Annotated in this window: 23 protein-coding genes and 4 tRNA genes; 13 read left to right on the forward strand and 14 right to left on the reverse strand. The window is 48.9% G+C overall.

Annotated features, from left to right (window positions below; genetic code table 11):
- Positions 1 to 18 precede the first annotated feature (18 nt).
- The 3 genes from ruvX to recN form a co-directional block, all read right to left on the reverse strand.
- On the reverse strand, positions 19 to 459 hold the full coding sequence (gene ruvX, locus FTT63_RS04480) for a Holliday junction resolvase RuvX (RefSeq protein WP_075167604.1): 441 nt from the start codon (positions 457 to 459) through the stop codon (positions 19 to 21).
- Complete coding sequence (locus tag FTT63_RS04485) at positions 452 to 1,006, reverse strand: YqgE/AlgH family protein (protein WP_005181761.1); 555 nt, start codon at positions 1,004 to 1,006, stop codon at positions 452 to 454. The genes ruvX and FTT63_RS04485 overlap by 8 nt, the downstream gene beginning before the upstream one ends.
- 109 nt (positions 1,007 to 1,115) lie before the next feature.
- Positions 1,116 to 2,780, reverse strand: coding sequence for a DNA repair protein RecN (gene recN, locus FTT63_RS04490; protein ID WP_127798521.1), 1,665 nt, complete (start codon positions 2,778 to 2,780; stop codon positions 1,116 to 1,118).
- Positions 2,781 to 3,491: 711 nt separating this feature from the next.
- Here recN and FTT63_RS04495 point away from each other — a divergent pair.
- From FTT63_RS04495 to FTT63_RS04505, 3 genes are all read left to right on the forward strand, one after another.
- Entirely contained in the window at positions 3,492 to 3,815 is a 324-nt protein-coding gene (locus FTT63_RS04495; protein WP_005181767.1) for a pyrimidine/purine nucleoside phosphorylase, read from the forward strand.
- A gap of 105 nt (positions 3,816 to 3,920) precedes the next feature.
- Complete coding sequence (gene rlmB, locus FTT63_RS04500; protein ID WP_005181769.1) at positions 3,921 to 4,673, forward strand: 23S rRNA (guanosine(2251)-2'-O)-methyltransferase RlmB; 753 nt, start codon at positions 3,921 to 3,923, stop codon at positions 4,671 to 4,673.
- Between the two features lie 17 nt (positions 4,674 to 4,690).
- A complete protein-coding gene (locus FTT63_RS04505) occupies positions 4,691 to 5,611 on the forward strand; it encodes a DMT family transporter (protein ID WP_016659657.1) in 921 nt (306 codons plus the stop codon).
- On the opposite strand, the gene coaE is transcribed toward FTT63_RS04505, so the two are convergent.
- The 4 genes from coaE to pilB are packed head-to-tail and all read right to left on the reverse strand — an operon-like array spanning position 5,608 to position 10,050.
- The gene (gene coaE / locus FTT63_RS04510; protein WP_005181773.1) at positions 5,608 to 6,216 is read right to left on the reverse strand and encodes a dephospho-CoA kinase; all 609 of its coding nucleotides are present in this window, start codon (positions 6,214 to 6,216) and stop codon (positions 5,608 to 5,610) included. The two genes, FTT63_RS04505 and coaE, sit on opposite strands and share 4 nt — an antisense overlap.
- A 10-nt stretch (positions 6,217 to 6,226) precedes the next feature.
- Positions 6,227 to 7,087, reverse strand: a complete 861-nt coding sequence (locus tag FTT63_RS04515) for an A24 family peptidase (RefSeq protein ID WP_127801107.1) — start codon at positions 7,085 to 7,087, stop codon at positions 6,227 to 6,229.
- Positions 7,087 to 8,313 (reverse strand): type II secretion system F family protein, encoded by a 1,227-nt coding sequence (locus FTT63_RS04520; RefSeq protein WP_127801106.1) that lies wholly within the window; start codon positions 8,311 to 8,313, stop codon positions 7,087 to 7,089. Before FTT63_RS04520 ends, FTT63_RS04515 begins: the two co-directional genes overlap by 1 nt.
- A gap of 30 nt (positions 8,314 to 8,343) precedes the next feature.
- Positions 8,344 to 10,050 carry a type IV-A pilus assembly ATPase PilB gene (gene pilB / locus FTT63_RS04525; RefSeq protein WP_016659655.1) on the reverse strand — a complete coding sequence of 569 codons (1,707 nt, stop codon included), beginning with the start codon at positions 10,048 to 10,050 and terminating at the stop codon, positions 8,344 to 8,346.
- A gap of 289 nt (positions 10,051 to 10,339) precedes the next feature.
- On the opposite strand from pilB, the gene tpiA reads away from it, so the two are divergent.
- From tpiA to FTT63_RS04575, 10 genes are all read left to right on the forward strand, one after another.
- Positions 10,340 to 11,131 (forward strand): triose-phosphate isomerase, encoded by a 792-nt coding sequence (gene tpiA, locus FTT63_RS04530; protein ID WP_005181780.1) that lies wholly within the window; start codon positions 10,340 to 10,342, stop codon positions 11,129 to 11,131.
- 13 nt (positions 11,132 to 11,144) lie between these two features.
- Positions 11,145 to 11,474 carry a preprotein translocase subunit SecG gene (secG, locus tag FTT63_RS04535; RefSeq protein WP_005181783.1) on the forward strand — a complete coding sequence of 110 codons (330 nt, stop codon included), beginning with the start codon at positions 11,145 to 11,147 and terminating at the stop codon, positions 11,472 to 11,474.
- A gap of 53 nt (positions 11,475 to 11,527) precedes the next feature.
- A tRNA-Leu gene (locus FTT63_RS04540) sits at positions 11,528 to 11,612 on the forward strand.
- A 51-nt stretch (positions 11,613 to 11,663) separates the two neighbouring features.
- Positions 11,664 to 11,740: transfer RNA gene (locus FTT63_RS04545), tRNA-Met, on the forward strand.
- Between the two features lie 77 nt (positions 11,741 to 11,817).
- A tRNA-Met gene (locus FTT63_RS04550) sits at positions 11,818 to 11,894 on the forward strand.
- 144 nt (positions 11,895 to 12,038) lie between these two features.
- Positions 12,039 to 12,115: transfer RNA gene (locus FTT63_RS04555), tRNA-Met, on the forward strand.
- A gap of 228 nt (positions 12,116 to 12,343) precedes the next feature.
- Positions 12,344 to 12,868: a ribosome maturation factor RimP gene (gene rimP, locus FTT63_RS04560; protein WP_005181784.1), complete on the forward strand. Its 525-nt coding sequence runs from the start codon at positions 12,344 to 12,346 to the stop codon at positions 12,866 to 12,868.
- Between the two features lie 32 nt (positions 12,869 to 12,900).
- A complete protein-coding gene (gene nusA / locus FTT63_RS04565; RefSeq protein WP_005181786.1) occupies positions 12,901 to 14,385 on the forward strand; it encodes a transcription termination factor NusA in 1,485 nt (494 codons plus the stop codon).
- A 10-nt stretch (positions 14,386 to 14,395) separates the two neighbouring features.
- Positions 14,396 to 17,116, forward strand: a complete 2,721-nt coding sequence (gene infB / locus FTT63_RS04570; RefSeq protein ID WP_005181788.1) for a translation initiation factor IF-2 — start codon at positions 14,396 to 14,398, stop codon at positions 17,114 to 17,116.
- Positions 17,116 to 17,520: a ribosome-binding factor A gene (locus FTT63_RS04575; protein WP_005181793.1), complete on the forward strand. Its 405-nt coding sequence runs from the start codon at positions 17,116 to 17,118 to the stop codon at positions 17,518 to 17,520. The genes infB and FTT63_RS04575 overlap by 1 nt, the downstream gene beginning before the upstream one ends.
- Positions 17,521 to 17,721: 201 nt before the next feature.
- Here the strand turns inward: FTT63_RS04575 and FTT63_RS04580 are convergent, their stop codons facing one another.
- From FTT63_RS04580 to FTT63_RS04610, 7 genes are all read right to left on the reverse strand, one after another.
- Positions 17,722 to 18,132, reverse strand: a complete 411-nt coding sequence (locus tag FTT63_RS04580) for a Na+/H+ antiporter subunit G (RefSeq protein ID WP_016659653.1) — start codon at positions 18,130 to 18,132, stop codon at positions 17,722 to 17,724.
- A gap of 9 nt (positions 18,133 to 18,141) precedes the next feature.
- Positions 18,142 to 18,417, reverse strand: a complete 276-nt coding sequence (locus FTT63_RS04585; RefSeq protein ID WP_005181799.1) for a monovalent cation/H+ antiporter subunit F — start codon at positions 18,415 to 18,417, stop codon at positions 18,142 to 18,144.
- Entirely contained in the window at positions 18,414 to 18,935 is a 522-nt protein-coding gene (locus FTT63_RS04590) for a Na+/H+ antiporter subunit E (protein WP_005181800.1), read from the reverse strand. Before FTT63_RS04590 ends, FTT63_RS04585 begins: the two co-directional genes overlap by 4 nt.
- Positions 18,936 to 18,937: 2 nt before the next feature.
- Positions 18,938 to 20,746: a monovalent cation/H+ antiporter subunit D gene (locus FTT63_RS04595; RefSeq protein WP_180192020.1), complete on the reverse strand. Its 1,809-nt coding sequence runs from the start codon at positions 20,744 to 20,746 to the stop codon at positions 18,938 to 18,940.
- Positions 20,746 to 21,111: a Na+/H+ antiporter subunit C gene (locus FTT63_RS04600; protein ID WP_075167613.1), complete on the reverse strand. Its 366-nt coding sequence runs from the start codon at positions 21,109 to 21,111 to the stop codon at positions 20,746 to 20,748. Before FTT63_RS04600 ends, FTT63_RS04595 begins: the two co-directional genes overlap by 1 nt.
- Before the next feature lie 2 nt (positions 21,112 to 21,113).
- Entirely contained in the window at positions 21,114 to 23,951 is a 2,838-nt protein-coding gene (locus FTT63_RS04605) for a monovalent cation/H+ antiporter subunit A (RefSeq protein WP_104470463.1), read from the reverse strand.
- A 339-nt stretch (positions 23,952 to 24,290) separates the two neighbouring features.
- Positions 24,291 to 25,658 (reverse strand): AAA family ATPase, encoded by a 1,368-nt coding sequence (locus tag FTT63_RS04610; RefSeq protein WP_127801105.1) that lies wholly within the window; start codon positions 25,656 to 25,658, stop codon positions 24,291 to 24,293.
- Positions 25,659 to 25,661: the final 3 nt, after the last annotated feature.

The raw sequence follows: 25,661 nt of genomic DNA on the forward strand, positions 1-25,661 counted from the left end.
GACGTCAACAGCGAGATTTTAAGGCTGGACGCCTTGCGGATAACGATACCAGCTTTCAATGAACAGGGCGGCCGCAATACTGTCGGCGGCAATTTTTTTACCGCGTCCCTGAGCCTGATAATGATCCAGTTCATCACGGGCTTCACGCGTGGTCAAACGTTCATCTACCATCAGGGTTTCGATATTGGTCTGATGACGTAAACGTCGGGCAAACTTGCGCGCCCGGGTCGACAGCTCTGACTCGCTATCATCCATGTTCAGTGGCAAGCCAACCAGAAATAAATTTGGCTGATACTGTTTCACCAGTTTCAGCAGTTCGTCCCAGTTTGGAATACCATCTTTCATGGGAAACAGGGCCAGCGGCGTGGCGCTTTCAATCAGGGATTGACCCACCGCCATGCCCATTTTCTGGGTGCCAAAATCGAAGGCCATAATCAGGTGTACAGCAGACTCAGGCATGGCCAATCTCTGATGCAAGCCAGGTGCGGTCAATTCCGATTTTCCGGTAGGCGGCATCCCAACGGTCGCTATAGGGCAGATTAAAAATCAGATCCATATCTGAATCGCAGATCAGCCAGTCACCACGCGAAATTTCTTCTTCCAGCTGGTTTTTACTCCAGCTGGCATAGCCGAGGGCAATCTGGTAACGGCCTACGCCTTCGTTATGGGCAATAGCATCCAGAATATCTTTGGAAGTGGTAATACAGACATTTTCACCAACCGCAATGGATGAATGCCAAGTTGGCTGGCCAGTATGCAGCACAAATCCGGCTTCCGGACGCAGCGGCCCGCCTTGCAATACTTCATGTGGATGGACATGATCGGCTTCAATATCCAGATCATTCAGTAACTCTTTAATTTGAATCCCTGCCGGACGATTGAGAATAATGCCTTGCGCCCCGTCTTCATCATGACGCGCCAAATAAATGACAGTATTCGCAAAAAAGTCATCATTTATCTCGGGTGGCGCAATAAGACAGCGATGTGTCAGATATTGTTTGGTCACCTAAGCCTTTCTCCTAAAATGTATGTTCTGATATAGATATAGGTCTTAATCATCACGTTACAAGAGGATTGCTATTTCACCAAACATTTTTTGTGGTTTTTCAGTGATTTTATACGCCAGATTGAAACTTGAGCTGACGTAACTGCTTGGCATGCTGCAAGGTGGTTTCGTTAATTTCGACGCCACCAGTCATCCGTGCCAGTTCCAGAATCCGCTCTTCTTCTTGCAGCATTAAAATAGTACTACTGGCCGGATCAGTCTGCTGTTTCTTCACCAGCAGGTGCTGGTCAGACTGAGCCGCAACCTGCGCCTGATGGGTAATACACAGAATTTGTACGTGCTGCCCCAGACCGGCCAGTAAACGCCCCACAATTTCTGCAGTACCACCACTAATCCCGACATCAATTTCGTCAAACACCAGCACTTCTGCTTCGGTTTTTTCAGCATTCATGACCTGCATCACCAGCGCAATACGCGACAGTTCACCGCCCGAAGCGACACGCGCTAGTGGTTGTGCTGGAATGCCTTTATTGGCTGTAAACAGCAGCTGGATAAAGCTTAAGCCTTCACTCGATGGCTGCTCTAAAGGCTCAAATTTAAATTCAAAATGTGCTTCTGGTAAGGCCAGCTGTTTCACCTGTTCGGTCAGCTGTTTGGCCAAAGGTCCGGCAGCTTCACGTCGAATCTGGTCTAAATGTTCGGCCTTGGCCAAAAAGTTCTGATAGGACACTTCGACCTGTTCGGCCAGGGTTTCCGGATCTTCCAGCTGATGCAGTTGTTCCAGCTCGGCCTGCCAGTTGTCATATTCGGTTTTCAATAATTCTGGCTGGGTGCGATATTTACGGGCCAGACGATGGAAAATTTCCAGTTTGGAATTCAGTTCTTCCATCCGCTCCGGATCGAAACTCTGCCGGTCAATAAAATGACGCAAACTGGCAGTGGCATCTTCAATTTCACTTTGCGCATTCAGCAGGGAAGTATAAATTTCTGACAGCTGTTCACTGCGGCCGGCATGGCTTTCCAGACGGCGTAAAATCGAGGACAGTTCCTGGCTCAGGTTTGGCTCTGCTTCATCCAGCCCGTTCAGGCTATAGGCACAGTCCTGCATAATCGCTTCATGATGGCTTAAGCGATCAAATTCCTGTTCGATGTCGGCATAATCGACCTGGACCACTTCTTCTAATTCTTCCAGCTGCAGTTCCAGTGTGTCGATGCGCTGTTTACGCGTCGCCTGGGCATCCAAAGCTGCCTGATGCTGGCGAATATCTTTTTGCCACTGGCTATAGGCATCGCGTACGGCCTGGGCTGGCGCATAAAAATTGCTATAACGATCCAGCCAGTGTTTTGGATAAGGCGGTTCTAACAGCTGCTGCTGGCTGTGCTGGCTATACAGCTGCACCAGCAAACGGCCAATTTCTTTGAGCTCAGACAGACTGCTCGGACGGCCGTTAATCCAGGCCTTGCTGCGTCCGGTGGCGAAAATTACCCGGCGTAAATGAATTTCGCCCGATTCATCATCCAGTTCCTGCTGTTTTAGCCACTCGGCTTCTGGACTACCGTCATGATAGCTGAAGGTGGCAGTGACATCGGCCTTGTCTGCGCCATAACGAACATAATTGGTGTCGGTGCGTTCGCCTAGACAGGCCGAAAGTGCATCCAGCAATAATGATTTTCCGGCACCTGTTTCCCCGGTCAGGACGTTAAAACCAGATTCAATATCAATGGCTAAACGGTCGGCTAAGGCAAAATTGATCAGGGTTAAATGTGTCAGCATAAACGCATCCAGGCTGCGAAAAGTTTGAGTTGAAGAGTGTCAGGTTGGGCAGTGCAAAGCATTGCCCTTTATTTTAAGCAACTGAAAAAACACAATCATTCTAGCTTAATTTTTGCAGAAAAATAAAACTTCTCGGTACAGAATATTCAGCGGCATGCTGTGAGCAGAGGTTCTATATCCACCATGTAGATCAAGTCGCTACTGTTGCAATCGAAAGATCAGCTGTTATCTTCATCTGAAACAGAAAACTGTGTCCAGTTTCATGTGCTTGCAATACAGCGTCGGCAGAATGTTGCATAACTTTATCTGCCAATCATCAAATTTTTTATGATTATCAGACAAGCTGAAAACGAGCAGAAAAGTGCTCACTATATTTAGAGATTCAGATGAAAATCAGTCAGATGCATAACCCGAATTGAACCAGTTCGGCGCAGGATTTGTCAGGCTGAAAATACAGATGGTCGGAGAGTGCAATGGGGGCGTTGAACTTTAGTTCATCTGCGATTAAAAGGTATTTGTACTTGCCTGAAAGTTGATTTAGACTCTCGCAAAAATGAGGTGAATTTATTCGCGTGCCAGGCAAAATGACTTGCCTGAAACGACAGGAAATAGAGTGATTTACCTTAGATGAAGATTGATTGATTAGTTCAGTAGGCAGCATTACACTACCTCAATCATAAAATATAAAAACGCGTTAGCTGGAGAATACGCATGTCAGCTCAGTTTGATCATGTATCAGTGGTAAAAAAATCCAATGTTTATTTTGGCGGGCTCTGCATTAGTCATACGGTGCAATTTGAAGATGGCACCAAAAAGACGCTGGGTGTGATTTTACCGACTGAACAAGCCTTAACTTTCGAAACGCATGTTCCTGAACGGATGGAAATTATTTCAGGTGAATGTCGTGTGCAAATCGCCGATAGTGAAGAAAGTGAGCTTTTCCGCGCTGGTCAGTCTTTTTATGTACCGGGCAACAGCCGTTTTAAGATTGAAACTGATGATGTACTGGACTACGTTTGTCATTTAGAAGGCTAAGCATTTTTAGCTCAAATCGGTTAAACTAGGCCGACACAGAAATCCTGTAAAGTTTCCTTTGCAGGATTTTTCTTTTGGATTTACAGCACAGCGTTGAGGTCATTCATGGCAAAACCAGAATATTATTATGGCGTTCATTCGGTAGAGTCATTGTTAGAACTTGAACCGGAGCGTGTATTAACCCTGTTTACCCTCAAAGGTCGTGATGACCAGCGTTTACAGCGTATTCTGGAACTGGCAGAGCCGTTTGGTATTAGCGTACAAAAAGCCAGTCGTGACAGCCTGGAAAAACTGGCCGGTTTGCCATTTCATCAGGGCGTGGTGGCTGCGGTGCGTCCGCATCCAACCTTAAATGAAAAAGATTTGGAACAGCTGTTGCAGCAGTCCAATCAGCCACTGTTACTGGCTCTGGATCAGGTCACCGATCCGCATAATCTGGGCGCCTGTATCCGTACGGCAGCAGCCATGGGTGTAGAAGCGGTGATTGTACCGCGTGACCGTTCAGCCAGCCTGACCCCAACGGCGCGTAAAGTGGCTGCTGGTGGCGCCGAGAAAGTTAAATTTATTCAGGTTACCAATCTGGCCCGTACTTTGGGGCAAATCAAAGAGCAGTTTAATGTGCGCGTGGTCGGCACCATGCTGGATGAAAAAGCCTTGCCGATCCAGAAGTTTGACTTCACCGGTACGGCGGTGTGTGTGGTGATGGGAGCCGAAGATACCGGTTTGCGCCCAATCACCCAGTCGCAGTGTGATCAAACCGTGTATATCCCGATGATGGGCAATCTGCAAAGTCTGAATGTTAGTGTGGCCACCGGCATGGCGCTGTATGAAGCCTGCCGTCAGCGTCAACCGGCTTAAGCGCTCTTTCCATCTTAATGATCAACGCACGCCAGCAAGGCTATCTGTTACTGGCCATCACCATGTGTATTTGGGGTGGCTTTACCCTGAGTACCCGTTTAAGTGCCCTGTGGGGCATTAGTGCTTGGGATCTGGTGGCCTTGCGTTTTATGCTGGCCTTTTGCTTGCTGATGCCGGTTTTGCTGTATCGCAAAGATACGGCATTTTTATGGACTAGACAGTCCTTTATCCTGGCGATGATTGGCGGGGTCGGTTACTGCCTGACGGCTTATAGTGCATTTCATTTTGTGCCAGCGGCGCATGCGGCGATTTTCTTAAATGGCTGTATTCCCTTGTGTACCGCGCTGGCAGCCTGGTTGCTGTTTCGACAGCCCTTTGACCGGCATACCTGGATTAGCGTATTGATCATGCTGCTGGCGATTGCTGCCATGAGTCTGCTGATGTATCAGGAAACCGGTGTCGCTTTCGGTTTTGGCGATCTGCTGTTTTTCCTGAGTGCCTTGTGGTGGGGCGTCTTTACGGTGCTGTTGCGGCAATGGAAGCTGTCGGCCTGGCATTCTATGGCCAGTGTAGCCATCTGGTCAGCTTTGGTGTATGTACCTATTTATTGGCTATTTTTTCCGAAAAACCTGAGTGGTCCTGAACCACTGCATTTAATCGGCCAGACCCTGTTTCATGGAATTTTTGTGGTGATTATTGCCACGCTCAGCTATGTCGAAGCGATTAAGCGTTTAGGTGCTTTTAAGGCTGGCAGTATTGTGACCTTGGCACCGTTTATTGCCGCTATTCTGGCGGTACCGTTACTGAATGAGCCTTTGAGTCTGGCGATTGTCTGTGGACTGCTTGGTATGGGCATTGGGGCGTTACAGCCTTGGCGCTGGTGGGGCCGGAAAGACAGCTTAAGCCAGCAAATCGAACGACAAAACAAGCCGTCTTAAACCGACTGCTGCTGTTGCGCCAAAGTCAGATAGTGTTGATGTAAGGGTTGAAGCTGGGCATAGAGATGCTCCAGATGACCATCATTCAGCACAATATCATCTGCCCGCTGGCGTTTGTCTGCGCGTGACATCTGTACCTGAATAATCTTGCGAATTTGTTCGATACTTTGTCCATCGCGTTGTGAGGCGCGTTGAATCTGCAGTTCTTCAGAGGCATCAATTAACAGGTTGCGCTGGGTCAGTTCATGCTGGTTGCTTTCAAATAACAGTGGAGACACCAGCACCACATAGGCACTGCGGGCTGCCTGTAACTGCTGGATGATCGACTGGCGAATGGCCGGATGGGTAATCGCTTCCAGGGTTTTGCGTGCTGCCGGTTCTTTAAAAATATGCTCGCGTAAGGCACGGCGGTTGAGCTCGCCATTGAGCAGGACCCAGTCGCCAAAGGCCTGATGAATCTGGGTCAGGGCCGGCTGGCCTGGCTCAACCACTTCACGTGCCACCACATCTGCATCGACCACCACAATGCCTTGGGTTTCAAACCAGTGACTTGCTGCCGATTTACCGCTGCCAATGCCGCCAGTTAAACCCAAAACAAATGTCATCCTGTTGTCCTTATTGACCTAAATAAAGCTTCATGATTGCATCACCCCACAAAAAGGCGATCCAGCCGGCAATGGCAATATAAGGGCCAAAGGCAAAAGGCTGGTTCTCTTTGCGGATTTTCAGCAAAATAATGCCAATGATTGCACCAACCAGAGAAGATAGCAACACAATCAGCGGCAGCATCAGCGGGCCCATCCAGGCACCTAAGGCGGCCAGCAATTTAAAATCGCCATAGCCCATACCTTCTTTGCCAGTCAACAGCTTAAACAGGTAATACACCACCCACAGACATAAAAAGCCAATGATATATCCCCAAATGGCAGAGCTAGCGGAGGTGTACAGGGCATAGCTGTTCACCCCCAAGCCGAGTGCAGCCAGGGGGAGGGTATAGCGGTCAGGCAGCAGCTGGGTGTCAAAATCAATAAAGGTCAGGGCAATTAACACATAGGTCAACACCAGGCCAAACAGCATTTGCAGGGTCGGGCCAAAAACCGCGGCTACGGTTAAGGCACACACTGCGGTCAGCAGTTCAATAAAAGGATAACGAATACTGATCGGGTTTTGGCATTGGCCACATTTGCCACGTAGAAGCAGCCAGCTGATTACTGGAATATTCTGATACCAGCGAATCGGGCTGTGGCATTTCGGACAGGTCGAGGCTGGCTGACTGAGGCTGATTTTGCTTTCATCAATGATGGCCTGTTCAGGATGCAGCAGCATTTGACAGTCATTGCGCCATTCCTGTTCCATCATTTTTGGCGTGCGGTAAATCACCACATTCAGAAAACTGCCAATACATAAACTAAAAATCCCAACTACGAAATACAGCGCAGTTGGGTGTTGAATCAGATAATGAATGAATTCTTGCATTAAACCACAGAGCCCATTTGGAAGATTGGGAGATACATCGCGACCACCAGACCGCCGACCAGAATCCCGAGAACGGCCATAATCAGTGGTTCCATCATCGAGGTTAAGCCATCGACGGCGTTATCGACTTCGTTTTCGTAGTGAGTAGCGACTTTATCCAGCATCGCATCCAGCGCACCGGATTCTTCACCAATCGCAACCATCTGCACGGCCATGGATGGGAATTTATCCGTGACCCGCATGGCAAACTGCAACTGCTGACCGGTGGCGACATCTTCACGGATTTTCATTACTGCTTCTTCATAAACCACGTTGTTGGTGGCGCCGGCAGTGGATTCCAGTGCATCAATTAAGGGAACACCGGCAGCAAAGGTGGTGGCCAGGGTACGACTATAACGCGCGATAATCGCCTTATACACCAGATCACCAAAAATTGGTGCTCTCAGGGCGGCTTTGTCCAGCAGGTCACGGAATTTCTTGCTGCGTTTCTTGGCTTCCAGAAAAGCTGCAATCGCAAAGCCGACCACAATAATCAGCACAAACCAGTATTTCTGGGTCCACTGCGACATATTCACCACCATCTTGGTGAAGGCCGGTAAGTCGGCACCAAAAGAGCTGAAGAGTTCTTCAAACACCGGTACCACTTTGACCATCAGGATAATGGTGACAATCACTGCCACCACAATCACCGTTGCCGGGTATTTCATGGCTTTCTTGATTTTTTGTTTGAGTAATTCGCTCTTTTCTTTATAGATCGCTACCCGGTCCAGCATAGTTTCTAGAGCACCCGACTGTTCACCCGATTCAACCAGCGAGCAAAACAGATTATCGAAATGTTGCGGATATTTACGCAGTGCACCAGCAAAGGTATTGCCCCCTTCGACTTCGCCTTTAATCCCCAATACCACTTCACGCATGGCCGGGTTTTCCAGACCTTCAGCCACAATTTCAAAGCTTTGCACCAGCGGTACACCGGCTTTCATCATGGTCGCCAGCTGGCGGGTAAAAATCGTGATGTCCAGGGTCGAGACTTTTTTCTTCATCAAGCCTTCAAGAATATTTTTCTTCTTCTGGCGGATGGTTTTGATGGTGATCCCTTGCTTGCGCAACGTGACCTTGGCCAGCGCCATATTACGTGCTGGCAGTTCCCCTTTAAGTTTTGCCCCTTTGCGGTCAATCCCTTCATAAATAAAGGTGGGCATCATCTGTGCTTTTTTGACAGCCATGCGTGTTTATCCTTATTTTAAATGCTTCATCTATTCGCTGGTCACACGATTCACTTCCTGTAAAGAAGTGACCCCCTGCATGACCTTGATTAATCCTGAACGGCGTAAATTGTTAAACCCGGATTTTGCCGAGGCTGCTGCAATCTGCAAGGCATTGCCATCTTCCATAATAATGCGTGAGATTTCCGGGGTGACTTTCATTACTTCATAGACCCCGACACGGCCTTTATAACCTTCACGACATTCCGGGCAGCCAACCGGCTGATACAGCTGGAACTCTGGCTGGTTTAAATCTTCTTCGGTAAAACCGAGTTCCAAGAGGCTCTGGCGTGGAATCTCCACCGGGGCCTTGCATTTCTGGCAGAGACGACGTGCCAGACGCTGGGCAATCACCAGGTTCACCGAGGTGGCGATGTTAAATGAGGGGACGCCCATGTTGCGTAAACGGGTCAGGGTTTCGGGTGCACTGTTGGTGTGCAGCGTCGACATGACCATGTGACCGGTTTGTGCGGCTTTAATGGCAATTTCTGCAGTTTCCAGATCACGGATCTCACCGACCATGACAATATCCGGATCCTGGCGCAGGAATGATTTTAGTGCTGCGGCAAAGGTCAGACCCACTTTCGGGTTGACGTTGACCTGATTGATGCCTTCCAGGTTAATTTCCACCGGATCTTCGGCGGTAGAAATATTGGTGTCTTCGCGGTTGAGGATATTTAAGCCGGTATATAAAGACACGGTTTTACCAGAACCGGTCGGACCGGTAATCAGCAACATGCCTTGTGGTTTGTCCAGCGCCTCCATAAACAGCTCTTTTTGCTCCGGTTCATAACCGAGTGCATCAATCCCCAGCATGGCACTAGATGGATCGAGAATACGCAGTACAATTTTTTCCCCGAACAGGGTGGGCAGTGAGTTGACACGGAAGTCGATGGCTTTGTTTTTTGACAGCTTGAGCTTGATCCGGCCATCCTGCGGAATACGTTTTTCCGAGATGTCCATTTGTGACATAACTTTTAAACGTGAGGCGAGCCGTGTGGCCAGCTGTAACGGAGGATTGGCAATCTGGCGCAGTACGCCGTCAATCCGGTAACGGACCCGGTAGCTTTTTTCATAAGGCTCGAAGTGTAAATCCGAGGCGCCCATACGGATTGCATCGACCAGTAACTTGTTAATATATTTGACGATTGGGGCTTCATCGCCTTGTGGCTCATCGTTATCTTCTTGTGTTTCGGGAGCGTTGTCGCCAACTTCTAGATCAAAGTCTTCATCAAAGTCAAAGGTGCTGTCTTCGGTAAAGTTCTGTTCAATCAGCCGTTCCAGCTTGTCATGCTCAACAATCACCACTTCAATATTCAGCTTGCTGTTAAAGCGGATCGCATCAATGGCTTCGATATTGGTTGGGTTACTGGTAGCAATATAAAGCTGATTGTGACGTCGGAAAATGGGCAGAATTCGGTATTTGGTGAACAGTTTTTCATCCAGACCTTCACGTACAATCAGACGCGAATCGTACACCGCCAAGTCAAAAATCGGTTCACCAAATTCATAGGAAATTTTTTCAGCAATGGTCAGCGGTGAAATCTGCAACTGCTGAATTAAATACGGCACAATATCGGTCTCGGCTTTTTTCGCCGCGACAATGGCTTGCTGCATATTTTCAGCCGTCACAAGCCCTTCTTCGACCAGTCGCCGAATAAAACCTGTAAATCTAGGCATTGCTTGTTGTACTGACATTCCCCAACGTCCTTAAAAAAAATCAAAAAAGTTTGTTTATAATTGGTATCACAAAATTATACTTTTGTTGCATAAAAATACCATATCTGAAAATGATGTCACCACCTAAGTATCCCCTAAAAGCATGAACCAGTCGCAATTAATCGGCAAAGATTTTTTGTTAAGCCGGTGTTCAGATGGGCTTATTTAGACTGTAGATCTAAAAATGCTGCAACAAATTGTTCTGCCCTGAACCGATTTACGTGTAGAATGTGCGCGATTGAAACATAGGTATTTGAATAGGTATTGTATGTCGGGTTCGGCGATTACGCCTTGGGTGATTGGCAATTGGAAAATGAACCCAGTGCAAGCAGAAGCGCAACAGCTGGTTTCAGAATTTAAAACATTATTAGAACAGCAGGCCATTGATGCCGCACAGTGTCATTTAGGGGTTGCGCCAGTTGCAATCGCATTGGGCAGTGTTCAGGAACAGCTGAAAACTGCGGTACGTCCGGTGTATACCGTGGCACAAGATGTTTCACGTATTGCTGGTTTAGGTGCTTATACTGGTGAGGTGAGTGCCGAGCTATTAAAAGACAGCCAGATTGGCTTTGTACTGGTCGGTCATTCAGAACGCCGTGAAATTTTTGCTGAAAATGTGCAAATTCTAAATGCAAAAATTCAAAATGCACTGGCAGCCGGTCTGACCGTAATTTACTGTGTCGGTGAAAGCCTGCAGCAGCGTGAAAGTGGCCAGGCCGAGCAGGTGGTGTTACAGCAGATTTGTGACATTGCAGCAGTGGTTGAGGCAGAGCAGTGGCAGAATATTGTAATTGCCTATGAGCCAATCTGGGCGATTGGTACCGGTAAAACCGCTTCGCCTGAAGATGCACAGGCCATGCATGCCAAAATTCGTGAAGGTCTGACCCAGCTGACCAGCTATGGTCCGCAAATGGCTATTCTGTACGGTGGTAGTGTTAAGCCGGAAAATGCAGTAGAGTTAGCAGCCTGCCCAGATATTAATGGCGCGCTGGTCGGCGGTGCTTCTTTAAATGCGGCATCGTTCCATCAAATTGCGCAGGCCTTTGCCAATACACAATAATTAGGAGTTCAGCATGCAAACTTTTGTGCTGGTAGTACATATTATTTTAGCCGTCTTGATGATTGTGCTGATTCTAGTTCAGCACGGCAAAGGGGCAGATGCTGGTGCTTCTTTTGGTGGCGGCGGTGCGGCGACCGTATTTGGTGCCTCTGGTTCGGGTAATTTTATGACCCGTTTGACTGGAATTTTAACGGCTTTGTTCTTTATCACCAGTCTGACCCTGGCGGTATTTGCCAAACAGCAAACCACCGATGCCTACAGTTTAAAATCAATTCCGGCGACCACAACCGCGCCGGCAACATTGCCTGATTCTTCACCAACTACACCTCAAACTGGCGAATAATTGCAATTAGGCCTTTATTTTTCGCGGTGATGCGACTAGAATGCGTCACAGCTGCGGTGGTGGTGGAATTGGTAGACACGCTACCTTGAGGTGGTAGTGCTTTCGGGCGTGGGGGTTCAAGTCCCCCCTTCCGCACCAAACTTATAATCCAGAACATAAGTTTGGTGTATGCAGCAAAACTTCTGTTGATGCGGGATGGAGCAGTCTGGTAGCTCGTCGGGCTCATAACCCGAAGGTCGTTGGTTCAAATCCAGCTCCCGCTACCAATCAATCCTTTTTAAAGATGCAAACTTTAAAAGGCGGCTTAAGTTTCTTGAGCTGAGAAGAGTTATTTGTACGCTGATGCGGGATGGAGCAGTCTGGTAGCTCGTCGGGCTCATAACCCGAAGGTCGTTGGTTCAAATCCAGCTCCCGCTACCATTTTTAATGGTTGAGTAATATATTTCCATGTTGGTTGAATCTGACGCTTGTTACTCATTCTTCAGCGATAAATAACGCCATATACAGGACATACGATTTTCATTGAAAATTGTGCATATTTTGTATATAATTTTTGCACGTTGATGCGGGATGGAGCAGTCTGGTAGCTCGTCGGGCTCATAACCCGAAGGTCGTTGGTTCAAATCCAGCTCCCGCTACCAAGTTTCTTAAGAGGCTCACAACAAGGTGGGCCTTTTTGCACAGTGGACATTGGTTTTTCTGTGTAATAATAGGGGCGATTTACGCCCTTTTTTATTGGCTATCGTGTAGTGTCGATATGAGCCGGATACGGCATAAACTCAAGTGTCATGTTTCACTACTACTATAGCTTGAATGAGACTGTAGTGGTCAGATCAGGCCATTGAATCGCACCCATATGACGAGAGTAAATGAAGCTATCAAATAAAACCCAGGCACTCCAGGACTTGATTGCACCCGCAGTTGCAGCCTGTGATGTAGATTTGTGGGGAATTGAATTCCTGCCACAAGGTAAACGCTCACTATTGCGTATTTATATCGACAAAGCGGTTGATGAAAATGCCGCACCGGTCCTGAATGAAGACGGTGAACTCGAGCAGGGTCGTGGTGTAGGCGTACAGGATTGTGTGCGCGTGACTCAGCAAGTGGGCGCCATTTTGGACGTTCATGATCCGATCTCAGGTGAATATGCACTCGAAGTGTCTTCACCAGGTTGGGATCGTCCGTTTTTCCAGCTGGAACAGCTTCCTGCCTATATTGGCCAGACCATTGCCTTGCGTTTGATTAGCGCGGTAGAAAACCGTCGTAAATTCCAGGCGAAACTGGTGGCAGTTGACCTTGAAAATGAAACCATTCAGGTTGAAGTTGAAAAACAGCAAGTGCTGGAAATTGACAGCCACAATATCGATAAGGCCAATCTGGTTTATCAAGATTAATTCAATAAATAAGAATCTAAAATAGGTGACTTATGGCACGCGAAATTCTTACCGTCGTTGAAACGGTTAGTAACGAAAAAGGTGTAAGTCGTGAAGCAATCTTTGAGGCGCTAGAGCAGGCTCTTGTTGCTGCGACGAAAAAGAAATTTTACGAAGGCACAAATGCGGAAGAAGCACGTTTACGTGTAGAAATCGACCGTAAAACAGGTGACTACCGTACTTTCCGTCAATGGGAAGTGGTGGCGGATGAAGATCATGAAATGCCAGCATGTCAGGATGCGATTTCTGATGTCGATCCGGCGCAGTGGTCAATTGGTGACATTCGCGAACTTGAAGTGGAATCAATTGATTTCGGTCGTATTGCGGCGCAAATTGCCAAACAGGTAATTGTTCAGAAAATTCGTGAAGCAGAACGTGCACTCGTTGCCGATGCTTATGAAGCCAAAGTGGGCGAGCTGATTTACGGTGAAGTGAAAAAGCAGACCAAAGATGGCTTTATCATTGATTTAGGTGACAATGCCGAAGCGTATCTGGCACGTGAAGAAATGATTCCAAAGGAAATTCTGCGTCCAAAACAGCGCGTGAATGCCATTTTATTTAACGTCAACCGTGAAGGTCGTGGTGCGCAATTACTATTGTCACGTGCGAAACCTGAAATGCTGATGGCGTTAATGAAAAAAGAAATTCCTGAAATTTCTGAAGAAATCATTGAAATCAAGGCGGCTGCGCGTCAACCAGGCGTTCGTGCTAAGATTGCAGTGAAAACCAACGATCATCGTATTGATCCGGTTGGTGCATGTATTGGTATGCGTGGTACGCGTATCCAGGCAGTCCAGCAGGAGCTTAATGGTGAGCGTATTGATGTGGTGGTGTGGTCAGATGATCCGGCACAGTACATTGCCAGCGCATTAGAGCCGGCTGATGTATCGAGTATCGTGATTGATGAAGATGCACGTACTGCCGACATTATTTTTGCCACCAGCGATCAATTGGCCCGTGCCATTGGTTCACAAGGTCAAAACGTACGTCTAGCATCTGAACTGACCGGTTATAAACTGGACATGATGCTAGAAGAAGAATATTACGCGCGTCAGCAAAATGAAGCGCAGCAATATCTGGATATGTTTGTATCGCGTTTGGACATTGCAGAAGACCTGGCGATGGCACTGGTTGAAATGGGCTTCACTTCACTGGAAGAGATTGCCTATGTACCAGCAGAAACATTTGATGAAATTGAGCTTGATGCCGAGCTGGTTGAATTATTGCAAAGTCGTGCCAAAGAAGTGGCTTTGGCAGATGCGTTAAAACAGCAAGAAAATATTCAGGATCCGAGTGACGAACTTCTGGCAATGGAAGGGATGACACAAGAGATCGCCTATGCGCTTGCTGCTCGTGGTGTAGTGACCGTTGATGACTTGGCAGACCAGGCCACCGACGATATCGCAGATATTGAAGGTCTAGGTGCTGACAAAGCGGGTCAACTCATTATGAAAGCACGCGAATCATGGTTTAACTAGGAGGTAATGTATGACGGACAAGACGATTAAAGAGTTAGCGCTCAGCGTAGGACGTCCAGTTGAGAAACTCCTGGAGCAGGTTCGTGATGCAGGTTTACCGCAACGTAAAGCTGACGACATTATTTCCACTGAACAACAAGATACCCTCGTGACCCACTTGAAAAAAGTACATGGTCAAGATGCGGGTAATGCAGGACAAATCACGTTGAAACGTAAAACTACCAGTACTGCTAAAGTGGCAAGTACGTCAGGTAAGGCGAAAACAATTAATGTAGAAGTGCGCAAGAAGCATACATTTGTCAAGCCAGACCCTGAGCAAATCAAAGCAGAAGCTTTGGCCAAAGCACAGGCTGAAGCAGAAGCCAAAGCAGCTGAACAGCAAGCCCGTGAACCGGCGAAGCCAAAAGCTGCGCCAGAAGCTGCCAGCAAAGGCGAATCTAAAGCCAAACAGGCCTTAGAAGCAATGCGTGCTGCTGCGAAACAGGAAACCGCCAAACAGGAAACTTCTAAAGCCGCTGTGGTGGTGAAGCGTAAATCAACCAACAAGCCAGTGGTGAAAGCCCAGGTTAAAGTGGTTGAAACGCCTGAGCAAAAACGCGCCCGTGAAGAACAGGCAGCACAGTTGAAAGCGACTGAAGAAGCTGCACGTCGTAAGGCAGCTGAAGAAGCGCAGCAACGTACCCTTGAGCAAATGCGTAAAATGGCATCGAAGTATTCATCTGATGATGCTGCACCGACCATTCGCGTAATTGATGATTCACCATTGGCCGCAGGTCTGGTGGGTCAGGCGTATGAAGATTCATTTGCCAAAGAAGACCGTGAAATCAAACGTGGTGGCGGAACCAAAGATACCCGTGGCCAGAAGAAAGGCGGCCGTCGTGGTGAAGAACAGTCATTCCGTGACAACTCGCATAAACGTGGTTTAAAAACCAGTCAGGCCAACAAGCATGGCTTTGAAAAACCGGTGAAAAAACAGGTTTATGATGTAGAAATTGGTGAAACCATTATTGTGGCTGACTTGGCTGCGAAAATGGCAATTAAAGTACGTGAAGTAATCAAGACCCTGATGAAGATGGGTGAGCTGGTCACACAAAACCAGGCCATTGATCAGGATACTGCGGTGCTTGTGGTTGAAGAAATGGGCCACAATCCGGTGCTGGTGTCTGAAACTGCGGCAGAAGACAACCTGCTGGAAGCGGCTGAAGAAGCACGTGGTGAGCAAACTACGCGTCCACCTGTTGTTACCATCATGGGTCACGTTGACCATGGTAAAACCTCGCTTCTTGACCGTATCCGCCGTGCTAAAGTGGCACAAGGCGAAGCCGGTGGTATTACCCAGCATATCGGTGCTTACCATGTGACAACAGACAAAGGTATCATCACCTTCCTAGATACTCCGGGTCACGCCGCGTTTACCGCGATGCGTTCACGTGGTGCCAAAGCGACTGATATCGTGGTGTTGGTGGTTGCAGCAGATGATGGCGTGATGCCACAAACTGCAGAAGCGATTGACCATGCGCGTGCAGCGGGTACGCCAATCATTGTTGCCATCAACAAGATGGACAAAGATTCAGCTGATCCAGACCGCGTACTGAACGAATTAACCACCAAGGAAATCGTGCCTGAAGAATGGGGCGGTGATGTTCCAGTCGCCAAAGTTTCCGCGCATACCGGTGCCGGCATTGACGAATTACTTGACCTGATTTCAATTCAAGCAGAAATGATGGAATTGAAAGCCTCTGAAGAAGGTGCAGCACAAGGTGTGGTGATTGAAGCACGTGTTGATAAAGGCCGTGGTGCAGTGACCTCGATTCTGGTTCAAAACGGTACCCTGAAAGTGGGTGACTTGGTACTTGCCGGTTCATCTTATGGCCGTGTACGTGCCATGACCGATGAAAACGGTAAACGCATCAAGTCTGCTGGTCCATCAATTCCAGTGGAAATTCTGGGTCTGCCAGAAGCGCCAATGGCGGGTGATGAAGTACTGGTGGTCAATGACGAGAAGAAAGCGCGTGAAGTTGCTGATGCGCGTATGGATCGTGAACGTCAGAAACGTCTTGAGCGTCAGTCTGCAATGCGTCTTGAGAACATCATGGCGTCTATGGGCAAGAAAGATGTGCCGATTGTGAATGTGGTACTGAAAACTGACGTACGTGGTACGCTGGAAGCATTACACGTGGCACTGGCCGAGCTTTCAACGGATGAAGTGAAAGTCCGTGTGATTGGTTCAGGTGTCGGTGCGATCACTGAATCTGACGTAACGCTGGCTGAATCTTCAGAAGCGGTACTGCTGGGCTTTAACGTTCGTGCCGACAATACTGCACGTCAAAAAGCCGATGCTGACGGTATCGACATCCGTTACTACTCGATCATCTATCAATTGATTGATGACGTGAAAGATGCGATGAGCGGCAAGCTGGCACCAGAACACCGTGAAACGATTCTGGGTGTGGCGGAAGTCCGTGAAGTATTCCACTCAAGCAAGTTCGGTGCAGCAGCAGGCTGTATGGTACTGGAAGGTACTTTACACCGTAACAAGCCGATTCGCGTATTACGTGATGATGTGGTGGTGTTCCAGGGCGAACTTGAATCTCTGCGTCGTTATAAAGACGTGGTGGAAGAAGTCCGTGCTGGTATGGAATGTGGTCTTGCAGTCAAAGGCTATAAAGACATCAAAGTACAAGACAAGATTGAAGTGTACGATGTCCAACTAATTAAACGGAGTCTTTAATGGCGGGTAGTCAGCGTCTTAAGCGAATGGCAGATACGGTACAACGCGAGTTGTCCGACCTGATCCGCCAGGAGCTGAAAGATCCACGTCTGGGTGGTCTGGTGACCATCTCGGCGGTGAAAGTCAGCCCAGATTTAGGCTATGCCGAAGTGTATGTGACCGTAATGGGTCGTGAACTTGGCGATGAGCAAAGTGAAGCGGCAAACAAGGAAACCCTGGATGTGCTTAACAAAGCCTCCGGTTTCCTGCGCCATGAGCTGAGCCGTCGGATCAAGACCCGGATTACGCCGCGTTTGCGTTTCCATTACGACAAAACCAATGCCTACGGTAACTATATGTTTGGTCTGATTGCAGAAGCAGTAAAAGATTTACCAGCTGCCGATGCAAAAAAAGATGAAGAATAAGTAGGCCAGCAGGTCTATGCAAAAAAGCCACCTTCGGGTGGCTTTTTTTATGTCATCCGGAATTGCTTAACTTGCTTATCTTCCAGCAGAAACAAGCGCTTTAAGATTGCAATCAGGCAAGGGCAGGGCGGTTGAGACAGCACATAAAAAACCTGACCAGGAACAATCCGGGTCAGGTTTTTTAGAAGATGACGCGAAGACTTATTCGTCTTTAGAGGGTTTGATTCTGCCCAGCGGTTCACGATCTGTAAAGGCACGGCGACGGCTGCGCTGCCATGGTAGCGGACGTTCCAGGGTTTCTGGGACTTCACCACTCATCGAGCGCAGACGTAAATGCAGGGCTGCCTGTGCCATCAGGTTGGCCGATACCGGTGCGGTAATAAAGGCAAACAGGGTAATCAGCACTTCTGCAAACCCGAAGCGACCCAGATAAGCTGAATAAATAATGGCAGCAATCAGGAAGCTGCCCAGACCTAAGGTACTGGACTTGGTCGGGGCATGCAGGCGCATAAACAGGTCCGGCAGACGAATCATGCCAATTCCGCCGACCAGCATAAAGAAGGTGCCGATTAACAGGAAAATTGAGACCAGGATTTCCATCATCAGTTGCATGCTGTTCTCCTAATCAATCACGTGGCCAGAGGTGAAGTAACGGGCCAGGGCAGCGGTTGAAACAAAGCCTAGCATCGCCACCAGTAACGCACCTTCAAACAGTGAAGTACTGGTCCAGTAAATGCCCAGCACCACAATCAGACAGGTCGCATTTAAAAACAGGGTATCCAGCGCCAGCAGACGATCCACAATTGACGGTCCCATAATCAGGCGAATCAGGCACATAAACATCGAGCCGGCAATGGCAATCAGGCAGATGCCAAGCGCATAAGGCAATATCATCATGAGGCCGCTCCTGTCTTGACGTTAAAGATTTCAATCAGCGGCTGTTCATAACGGCTCTTGATCAGGGCAATTTCAGCTTCTTCGTCATCGGTACTTAAGGCATGCACCAGAATATCGCCGCGGTCCTGGTCAATACCGGCCGTGACCGTCCCTGGCGTGGTGGTAATGATCATCGCCAGCAAGGTGTTGACCTGTTCATGCTCGGTCTCCAGCGGTACACGGAACCATTTCGGATGCAGCGCATCGGTGGGTCCCAGCACCTGTTTGGCGACGCGGATATTGGACAGGATAATATCCCAGACCACCACCCAGAACAGTTTAAAGGCTGGCACCCAGTGGATATTCGGGGTGCGGGCAATAAACGGTTTGACCATCAGTGGAATCAGGATACTCAGGATCAATGCCATCAGCAGATTGCCGGCAGAAACACTATGTGCCAGTAACAACCAGCTAATGGCCACAATCACCGAAACAAAGGGATGTGGCAGCCAGATATCCCAAAACGATGTCTTTTGCATAGTTATGGCTCCATAGGTTTAAGTTGTGGCAGGTCGTCGCTGGCGGCGTCCTGCTCAATCTGCTGATTGATCTGACGTTGTTTATAGTCCGAAATATGCTCACCTTCCAGTGTATTTGGACTGATTATATACGGAATCAGCTTGGCATTCGGGTCCGGTTTTTCACCACTGTATTTGGTTTCTGGCAAATAGTTTGGATCATAAGGCTGGACGCTAATCACCTGGCCGGTTTCATCCTGCTTTAACACCGCCATTTCATACAGACGGTTGTTCTGCATTTGCTGGGCCGTGCTAAAGGCATAACGCTGGATTGGATTAGCAAAAACCACATAAGCCACCAGTGCTGCCAATAACAGGTAAATGGCCTTATCATTGCCTTTCGGGGCCTTGGCTGGCAGGGCCTGGTAGCTGTGATAGGCCTCATTGTCCGGATCATCTTCCGGACGCGATGCGCGCCAGAACAGGATAAAGCCAACCCGGGTCAGGGCCAGAATACTGAGTAAACCAACTAGCAGCACCACGGCAATAATAATGCCCTGATAAGGCGCATCAGCCGTGGCCTGTAACAAGAATACTTTACCGAGGAAGCCACTAAAAGGCGGCAGGCCGGCAATCATCAGTGCAATCAGCAGATAGGTAATTGACATCACTTTATGCTGTTTCATTTGCGGGGCGATATTAAAGTGATCCTTAAATTCACCGCGCTGCGCCGTGACCCAGCCGCAGAACAGATAGAAGGCCGCGGCAATTAAGGTACTGTGTACCAAGTAATACAGCGCTGCCGTCCAGGCCTGGGTGCTAAACAGGGCAATCGCAATCAGGATGGTGCCAATCGACGACAGCATCATAAAACCGACAAAACGGCGTAAGCGTTCTGCCCCAATTGCACCGATGACGCCATACAGTGAGGTAATCAGGCCAATTGGCAATAACCAGTTGCTGAGAATTTTCTGGCTCAGTTCATCATCAAAGACCGTCCCATTGACCCTTAAAATCGCATAAATCCCGACCTTGGTCATAATGGTAAAAATCGCCGCCACAGGCGTTGCCGCTACGGCATAGGTTTTCGGTAACCAGAAGCCGACCGGCAGCATCGCCGCTTTAATCCCGAACACAATAAACAGGATCAAGCCGCCGACTACCGCCAGACGATGCTGATCTTCTGCCAGCGTCGGTATTAAACGCGCCACATCGGCCATGTTAAGGCTGCCAACACTGCCGTAAATCATGCCCAGACCAATCAGGAACAGTGCTGAAGCCAGCAGGTTGATGGTGACATAATGCATCCCAAGCTGAAAGCGCGGTTTGCCCTGACTGTGCAGCAAGAGTACATATGAAGCCAGTAGCAGCACTTCAAAGAACACGAACAGGTTAAATAAATCGCCGGTGAGGAAAGCCCCGCACAAGCCCATCATCAGAAAATGGAACATGGCATGGAAGTAGCGGCCACGTTCATCCCATTGCTGGCAGGCGAACCATAGCACTGGCAAGGCCAGACCGTAGGTCAGTACCAACATTAGTGCAGACAGCTGATCCAGCACCAGTACAATCCCGAATGGAGCCGACCATTCTGACAGGTTGTAGACAGTAATCTGGCCGGTTTTGGCCAGCATCAGATAGCTGATCGCCAAGCCCAGTCCGAGAATAGTGGAAATCAGGCTGATGCCACGACGCCACGGCTGGCGCCAGTCATACGACAGCGAACCCGAACCCGGGTTGCCCAGCAGCACTAGAATAAAACCGGTAAAAGCCGGCAGCAGGATGCTGAGAATAGGAGTGTGTTGCGCCCAGAATTGGATAAAGTCATGCATTATGGCTCATCCTCACGTGGGTCAAGTAAAGCAGGATCATCTTTGGCATCCACATGGTCGGTTCCCGATTCATAACGGCTGCGTAAGGCCAGTTGCACCACAAAGGCGGTGGTGGCAAAGCCAATTACAATAGCAGTCAGCACCAGTGCTTGCGGTAAAGGGTCGGTGGATTGTGCTGCCGTGGTTAAAATGGCCGGTGCATTCAGCTGAATCCGGCCCATGGCGAACAGGAAAATATTGACTGCATAACCAATCATGGCCAGGCCCAGTACCACCGGAAAGGTACGTGCCCTTAAGATCAGGTACACGCCGGTGGCGACCAGTAAACCTACAGAGGTTGCGACTAAAAATTCGATACTAATCATGCTTACCCCCGAGGAATTGGACCAGACATACTGGAGTGACGCGAGTCGCCCAGCACGGAAATCAGCAACATGGTTGCCCCGACAACGGTAACGTAAACTCCAACATCAAACAGTGCCGCTGAAGCCAAATGCAGTTCACCAATCACCGGCGGATTGACATAAATATGTGCACTGGTCAGGAATGGACGGCCCCAGAACCAGGCTGCAATCCCGGTCAGGCCGGCAATGGTCAGACCGGAACCAATCCAGATTTCATATAAACGTCCGGATTTGGCTTTCAGCATTTGCTCGGTTTGGTCCTGACCAATGGCAATGTACTGAATGATCAGTGCCATTGATGTGACCAGTCCGGCAATAAAGCCACCGCCTGGCAGATTGTGCCCGCGCAGGAAAATATACAGGCTGACCACTAAGGCCACCGGTAAAATCCAGGAAGCGGTCATGCGCAGCATCAGTGGAGATGGGTTAAAACGATAGGTTAGGCCCTGCGTCATGGTGGTGCCGTGGGCACGCATCCCATCCATCAGGCAGAGGGCGCCAATGGCAGCAATACCGAGTACGGTAATTTCGCCGAAGGTATCGAAACCACGGAAGTCGACCAGAATCACGTTGACCACGTTGGTACCGCCGCCCAGTGGAATTGACTGCTGATTAAAGAACCATGAAATCGAGTTGTGATCACGGGTCATGATTAACCAAGCCAGCCAGCTAATACCAGCACCGGCCAGAATTGCAATCCCGGCATCGCGCCAGCGGCGGGTGCTGCTTGATTCATACGGGGTTAATTGTGGCAGCAGTGACAGGCTCATCAGTAACAGCACGGTGGTCACCACATCGACGGTAATCTGGGTTTGGGCCAGATCCGGAGCCGACAGGGTTACAAAGATCATGGTTACCACCAGACCGACAGCACCACTGATTAATACGGCTTTAATCCGTTCATGATGGAACCACAGCATCATCCAGCAGGCACTGAATAATAATAGCCACAAGACAATGGCAATCGCAGGTGCCTGGGTCAGCTCACGCGTACCGGTACCAATCCCCTGATTCAGCAGCGGCACAGAAACTAATGCAATAGTAAACACCAGAATCCAGAACAGATAACTTTGTAGGGAGCCGTTTTCGGTCAGGCGTTTAAAGCGGCGCGAGTTCAGCAATAGGCCTTTTAAGAACAGGTCAAATAACACCCGTCCCTGTAAGCGCCCCAATGCCGGATCGAGATCAATCTCGCGGATACGGCCGCCTTTGGCCAGGGCAAAATACATCACCAGACCGCCCACCAGCGCAATCACACTCATTAGCAATGGCAGGTTCAAGCCGTGCCAGATGGCCAGATGGGTGCCTTCAAAATTCATCAGCTGGGTACTGGCACGGGTGGTGCTATTGACCAGATGCTCAACCAGCAGGGCAGGGAACAGGCCGACAGCAATACATAAAATCGCCAGAATCAGGGCCGGTGCGCGCATGCCCATTGGCGGTTCATGTGCATCTTTATTGGGTACGTCTTTGCCAATCGGGCCATCGAAGAACACGCCATGCACTAAGCGCACCGAATAGGCCACGGCAAAAATACCGGCCAGTGTCGCCACAATTGCCGAGATCACCACCACCGGTCCGCTTAAATTGGCCAGCAGTTCGGTAAAGAACATTTCTTTGGACAGGAAGCCGTTGAACAGCGGCACACCTGCCATCGACGCAGCCGTAATCATGGTCAGCGTACCGGTAAACGGTAACAGCTGCCATAAGCCACTCAGTTTGCGTAAATCACGGGTGCCGGATTCATGGTCAATAATCCCGGCAATCATGAACAGCGCCGCTTTAAAGGTGGCGTGGTTAATAATATGGAAAATGGCTGCAGCCACGGCCAGCGGAGAACCAATCCCGAGCAGGCAGACAATCAGGCCCAAATGGCTGATGGTGGAATAGGCCAGCAGACCTTTCAGATCTTCTTTGAAAATGGCAAAGAAAGCCGCGATACACAGGGTAAACAGACCAACAAAGGTGACCAGATTATGGTACAGCGCCGCGCCGGCAAAAATTGGCAGCAGACGCGCCAGCAGGAAAATTCCGGCTTTCACCATGGTCGCGGAGTGCAGATAGGCCGAGACTGGCGTTGGTGCCGCCATGGCATTCGGCAACCAGAAATGGAACGGGAACTGGGCACTTTTGGTAAAGGCGCCGAGTAAAATCAGCAATAAACTGGGTACAAACAGCACATGGCTTTGAATCTGATCGGTCATGGTCAGAATCTGGTCTAGCTCATAGGTGCCGGTGATCTGTCCGAGCAGGACAAAACCACCGAGCATAGCCAAGCCACCCATGCCGGTAATGGTTAGGGCCATACGTGAGCCGCGTTGAGCCGCTTCGTAATTGCTCCAGTAACCGACCAGCAGGAACGAGGAAATACTGGTCAGTTCCCAGAACACCAGCAGGATAATCAGGTTATTCGACAATGAAATCCCGAGCATGGCTGCCATAAACAGCATGAGCAGGAGATACAGTTTGCTGAGGGAGTTTTTGGGGCTTAAATAATAATAAGCATAAATAAAGATGAGGGTACCGATACCGGTAATCAGCAAAGAAAATAATAAACCTAAAGCATCCAGGCGAAAGCTTAAATCAATCCCTAACTGGGGTAGCCACGACCATGACTGAATGATGGTGGCGCCATTAAAGACATCCTTTGCTTGAGTCAGTAACAGGATCAGACTGCTTAAACTGACTCCTATCGCCCCTAAAGCCGTTACCCCGCGCGAGAATTGCTTCAGCCACGAGACAAGGGTTGTGCCAAGTACCAGCGGTAGCAATATAATAATCGATAGCACACTCGTATCCATTGTCTTGATAGGTTCAAAACCTAAGGGTGAATCTTATCTTTCAAGGATTACAGGAATGCAAGGAGCAGTCCAAAATACTCAATCTTGAAAGCCGAAAAATAGAATTATGTCTAAATAAACAAGTTGTGTTGCGCAACTTGAGAAACTTATAGAAAATCGGATTTTACTATAAAAATATAAATCTGATTGATTTTATTACATGAATAAAACAACATCAATTTGTTTTTGCGCACACGGCAGACATTATACGCCGCCGAACTTTTTTCAGGATGAAATTGTTAGATCAGACCGGATTTTTTCGGCTGATTTTCCGATATTCCCCTCTATTCAAAGCCGTATTTAAGGCAACGGATGCGGGGTCGAGGTGTCATCATCATTTTGCAGCCGTTTCAGCAAGGCTTCCTGCTGTTCGGCACTCAGTTGCTGCTGAATCTGCTGATAGATGTCATCTACGCTGGTGGGCTCCTGTACCGCTTCACTCAGGCTTTCATCGCTGCTGCTGACTTCAGTCTGCATAAACTGGGCATAAATAGCGTCCAGCTGTTCCTGCACCGGTTGCAGATGAATTGGATGCAATTGCTGCTGATCCAGCCTTAAACATTGATAGTCTTCGGCATTTTCCAAGAGTGCCGTGCGGTTACCGGTGGCAATAATCTGCAGTGCCGGAAAAGCCTGATGCAAACGCGCCAGAATTACCGAGGCCATATCCTGATCGAGCTGATGATCGACCTGATCAATCAGCAGAATGCCGTCGCCTTCTAGAGTTGGATACAGACTATAAGGATTCAGCAGACATAAACGCCGCACAATATCGCCGACCAGTGCAATCCAGTTGCGGATACTGTTGGACAGCTGCTGATAGAGCTGGGTTTTGCCCTGATAGGTGACCATTAATTGCAGTTTTGGATGATATTGCAGATAAATCTGGCTCAGTTCTGGCAGCACAATTTGTAGTGCATCGCGCAGGGCCTGCAGACTTGGCGCGTGCATCTGGGCATGTGCCTGCATCAGTTTGTCACGCCGTGGAGGTTCTGCGTCGGGATGCTGCGGATGTAATAACTGTTCAATCAGTTCGGCGCTCTGAGCATTTTCAATATCGGAAATTTCCCGGAACCACTCAAAAAAACGTGTAAAGGTGGTGAAGGGGATAGCAGAAATTTCATAGGCATGTGCAGCCTGAAAAATCAGCGGATTGTTTTTACTCAGCAGATTGACTTCATTGACAAAACGTTCGGCCGGATAATAGGCAATTAATGGCAGGCCTTGTAGCGGGTCCTGTTTTACCGCCTGCTGGTACAGGCTGACCATTTTTTCTAGTTTCTGGGTTTCAGCCTTGCTGACCCCGACGCCGTTGCTGTTCAGGGTTTTGTACAGCTGCCAGTCGCAGCACTGACGGTCCTGCTGCTGGGCATCGCTGCTTTCCGGCAGGCTGCCAATGTCTTTGGGAAAACACACGCACAGATCAATTTTGGACTGTAGCCGGGTGTGCATAATGTCCTGATCAAGCATGACCAGTCCCGAGGTGCGTAAATCTTTATAACGGGCAGCAAACCAGGTCAGTGCCTGATAGGTGAAGCGCAGTAGCGAGGTTTTACCGGAACTCTGATTGCCCAGAATTAAGGCCACAGGCTGTTGCTGCGGATGCAGTTGTAGCTGAAGGTCGGTAAAGTGGGTGATGTGCTTGAACTGGACAGACTGAATTTTCATGGG

The organism is Acinetobacter sp. C15 (assembly GCF_013420645.1).
Lineage (GTDB): Bacteria > Pseudomonadota > Gammaproteobacteria > Pseudomonadales > Moraxellaceae > Acinetobacter > Acinetobacter indicus.

Bases quoted from the DNA above. Each gene is read 5' to 3' on its own strand.
- FTT63_RS04580 (WP_016659653.1), bottom strand. From the start codon at position 18,132: ATGCAACTGATGATGGAAATCCTGGTCTCAATTTTCCTGTTAATCGGC.
- pilB (WP_016659655.1), bottom strand. From the start codon at position 10,050: ATGTCAGTACAACAAGCAATGCCTAGATTTACAGGTTTTATTCGGCGA.
- coaE (WP_005181773.1), bottom strand. From the start codon at position 6,216: ATGACATTTGTTTTGGGTTTAACTGGCGGCATTGGCAGCGGTAAATCG.
- ruvX (WP_075167604.1), bottom strand. From the start codon at position 459: ATGCCTGAGTCTGCTGTACACCTGATTATGGCCTTCGATTTTGGCACC.
- FTT63_RS04595 (WP_180192020.1), bottom strand. From the start codon at position 20,746: ATGCATGACTTTATCCAATTCTGGGCGCAACACACTCCTATTCTCAGC.
- FTT63_RS04605 (WP_104470463.1), bottom strand. From the start codon at position 23,951: ATGGATACGAGTGTGCTATCGATTATTATATTGCTACCGCTGGTACTT.
- FTT63_RS04575 (WP_005181793.1), top strand. From the start codon at position 17,116: ATGGCGGGTAGTCAGCGTCTTAAGCGAATGGCAGATACGGTACAACGC.
- FTT63_RS04495 (WP_005181767.1), top strand. From the start codon at position 3,492: ATGTCAGCTCAGTTTGATCATGTATCAGTGGTAAAAAAATCCAATGTT.
- FTT63_RS04515 (WP_127801107.1), bottom strand. From the start codon at position 7,087: ATGCAAGAATTCATTCATTATCTGATTCAACACCCAACTGCGCTGTAT.
- recN (WP_127798521.1), bottom strand. From the start codon at position 2,780: ATGCTGACACATTTAACCCTGATCAATTTTGCCTTAGCCGACCGTTTA.
- infB (WP_005181788.1), top strand. From the start codon at position 14,396: ATGACGGACAAGACGATTAAAGAGTTAGCGCTCAGCGTAGGACGTCCA.
- rlmB (WP_005181769.1), top strand. From the start codon at position 3,921: ATGGCAAAACCAGAATATTATTATGGCGTTCATTCGGTAGAGTCATTG.
- FTT63_RS04520 (WP_127801106.1), bottom strand. From the start codon at position 8,313: ATGGCTGTCAAAAAAGCACAGATGATGCCCACCTTTATTTATGAAGGG.
- FTT63_RS04590 (WP_005181800.1), bottom strand. From the start codon at position 18,935: ATGCAAAAGACATCGTTTTGGGATATCTGGCTGCCACATCCCTTTGTT.
- FTT63_RS04600 (WP_075167613.1), bottom strand. From the start codon at position 21,111: ATGATTAGTATCGAATTTTTAGTCGCAACCTCTGTAGGTTTACTGGTC.
- tpiA (WP_005181780.1), top strand. From the start codon at position 10,340: ATGTCGGGTTCGGCGATTACGCCTTGGGTGATTGGCAATTGGAAAATG.
- nusA (WP_005181786.1), top strand. From the start codon at position 12,901: ATGGCACGCGAAATTCTTACCGTCGTTGAAACGGTTAGTAACGAAAAA.
- FTT63_RS04610 (WP_127801105.1), bottom strand. From the start codon at position 25,658: ATGAAAATTCAGTCTGTCCAGTTCAAGCACATCACCCACTTTACCGAC.
- FTT63_RS04585 (WP_005181799.1), bottom strand. From the start codon at position 18,417: ATGATGATATTGCCTTATGCGCTTGGCATCTGCCTGATTGCCATTGCC.
- secG (WP_005181783.1), top strand. From the start codon at position 11,145: ATGCAAACTTTTGTGCTGGTAGTACATATTATTTTAGCCGTCTTGATG.
- FTT63_RS04505 (WP_016659657.1), top strand. From the start codon at position 4,691: ATGATCAACGCACGCCAGCAAGGCTATCTGTTACTGGCCATCACCATG.
- rimP (WP_005181784.1), top strand. From the start codon at position 12,344: ATGAAGCTATCAAATAAAACCCAGGCACTCCAGGACTTGATTGCACCC.